This window comes from Massilia sp. 05N420 (assembly GCF_056397205.1).
Window position 1 is genome coordinate 1 of record NZ_JBFTMX010000087.1, and the last position, 2,580, is coordinate 2,580.

At 44.0% G+C, this 2,580-nt stretch carries 2 protein-coding genes; both read right to left on the minus strand.

Annotated features, from left to right (window positions below):
* Positions 1-165 precede the first annotated feature (165 nt).
* Positions 166-705 carry a hypothetical protein gene (locus AC1DIX_RS27305; protein WP_477328442.1) on the minus strand — a complete coding sequence of 180 codons (540 nt, stop codon included), beginning with the start codon at positions 703-705 and terminating at the stop codon, positions 166-168.
* On the minus strand, positions 695-2,059 hold the full coding sequence (locus AC1DIX_RS27310; RefSeq protein WP_477328443.1) for an AAA family ATPase: 1,365 nt from the start codon (positions 2,057-2,059) through the stop codon (positions 695-697). Before AC1DIX_RS27310 ends, AC1DIX_RS27305 begins: the two co-directional genes overlap by 11 nt.
* Between the last annotated feature and the right edge of the window lie 521 nt (positions 2,060-2,580).

Sequence of the window (2,580 nt, forward strand, 5' to 3'; positions counted from 1 at the left end):
CCCGCGGCTTCGATGCGGTCGTTCGCTTCCAGCAGTTCCGAACGCTCGACCTGCTCGCCGACGATGTAGTCGGTGTCGCCGGCTTCGACGATCTGCACGCGGCGCAGCATCTGGCGAACGATCACCTCGATGTGCTTGTCGTTGATCTTTAGCTTGATGCAGCTTTTAATCTTGATGTAACGAGTATGACTGCAAAGTAAAAGTTTTATCTCGCTTAGCGCCGGCCTTTAACCACCCAACGGTATTATCTTCGGTCTTGATAGGATTTGACCACAAAACTTTCTTAACACCTTTAAAGGGCAAACAGTGTTTAGAAAACAGTTTTCTTACCTTTTCATCAAGTGCAACTACAATTTTGTCATTTGATATAGCTGAAGAAACTAGATGCGCATCTTTATCCATTGCGCCCTTAGCGTGGGCATCTGCGGCTGAGTCATCAATAAATTGTTTGAATCCATTTAAAATTGGATCCTCATCGAAAAATACTGCTTTCCCCTCTTGAATCATCTTAACTTTCCAAGCACGGGCAAAAGCCGATTCATGCTTTCCCCATTCGGCCTTCAGGCTTTGGCAAAAAACAGCTGAGAAATCACTAAGTGCCAGCAGAGTTTCTCGGCATTGCTTCGATGTCGGATGCAAGCTTACATCGCCAGCCGCATGAGCAACGCTAGCATCAACCACAATCTTCCGCCTTTTATTTTTCATCGCTCGACTTAACAAAAATTTTTTGCTCGACTGCATCAAGATAACGGGCCTCAGAATTAAGCTGAATATCCATGAAGTCAGCTGGCCATGATCCAAATGCACCTAGAGTATCGAACCGCCCTCTAGTAACCTTAGTGTATCCCTCTTCAGTAGTCTCAAACCAATTTAGCGCGGTATTTTCGTGCAAGATCTCATCTTGCGCCACTAATGTTTGAATTCCTTGCAGAAGTATATTACTGTGGGTTTCTATTATTATCCTTACTCCGCGATGCATCGCTTCCGCTAAAAGGCTACCAAGTTTGTTTTGGGCTTTCGGATGAAGGTGAAGCTCAGGCTGCTCTATAATTACATATTGACCCACTTGTGCAGCATTTAACGCAACCAAAATTGGCAAAACCTGAGAGACGCCAAATCCGACGTCAGCAATACTCACAAGATGCGCATTCCCGTGGCGCTCGCAACTAGACTTAAATCGCGAAACTTTAATTTCAACCTGGGTGTCATCAATTTTATTAGTTTTGATTTCCGAAGTTAATCCCAAGTCAATCAAGTTTTGTGTTAAGCGGTTGAATTTTTTTGGATCATTTGCTTCCCAGTCGCTAATTAAGCTTGCAACATAGTTCTCAAACCGTCCGGGATAATTACCTGATCCAGTTGCTGTGGTAGCATAAGTGCGTTCAGGGTTGCCTCTCAATCCAGGCACATGGATTAACTGCTCCAGAAAAGCGTTGTCGTCCGGAAAACCAAAAGAAGTACCCATTTTCTCGACGAACTCGTTATCGCTAGAGGTTCCAGAACTCACCTGATAAAAGCAACGATTTCTTTTTAACCTCACCTGATTTTTCGACATCAGCTCATTGTAAAAATCCCTAAATCCATCTGGCAGCGAGGCAAGGAGTGCCTCCAATAATTCCGCTTGGGTAGATGCGCTAGAGATCCGGATGACTTGACCTGATTTCGACACCTGCTTGATTGCGCTAATATCGACACCGCCAGGCTTATTAGGAGCGGACTTATAACTTAGCTCAAGTGATGCTTCGTTATGAAACCCAAATTTAATTGTAAATTTTTTTGAATTAATTTCCGGCAATTGCGAGAGCAATTGAGTTGCCGAAGTCAATTTTACATTTGGGCCATTCAACAGAAGCGCACCTGGATCATATGCAGCCTCATTTGTTTGCTTTAGAAGCAAGATTGCTTGAGATACGGAAGATTTACCAGAACTGTTTGCACCAGAAAATATTGTCAGCGGCGATAGGTCGACACGTGTTTTCTTTGCAATAGACTTAAATCCAGTAAGCTCTATGAAAGTGATATCGTGAGGGCGCAGCTGTATCTTCTGTGGCGTAGACATTTTTTTGTTTTCTGAATCAGATCTACTAAAGGAAAAGGAAGTTCGCATATTCGATATTTGTTATTCGTCTTTTACACGTACCATTACAATAAGACTTTGATTAAGTGAGAACAAATCTGTGGCGCTAAGCCGATTTATTGACAAACTACAGCACCTTACATTCACCGCTTGTCAATTAAGCGGATTGATGCTCTCAAAATAACCTTTTAGGATATCTTTTACGCAGTTAATTGCGCCACCTTGAATTCTAGCACTTAGAAAATCCCGATGTCTCACACAATATAACAATAAATCTACGTTTGACAGTGAGCTTTAAGTTTAAGCGAAAAAAAACGGCACCCGAAGGTGCCGTTCTTGCCTAACCGTTATCAGCGGCTAGAAGCTGAAGCGCAGTGGATTACTCGCCGTCGCCATGATGCTGCTCGATCGAAGCCGCAGCATTCTGCTGGTCTTCCATCGCCTGCAGCTCGGCAGCCATATTGGCCTTCTCCTGCTGCAGCAGCTGCTGGCGCTCTTCCGCT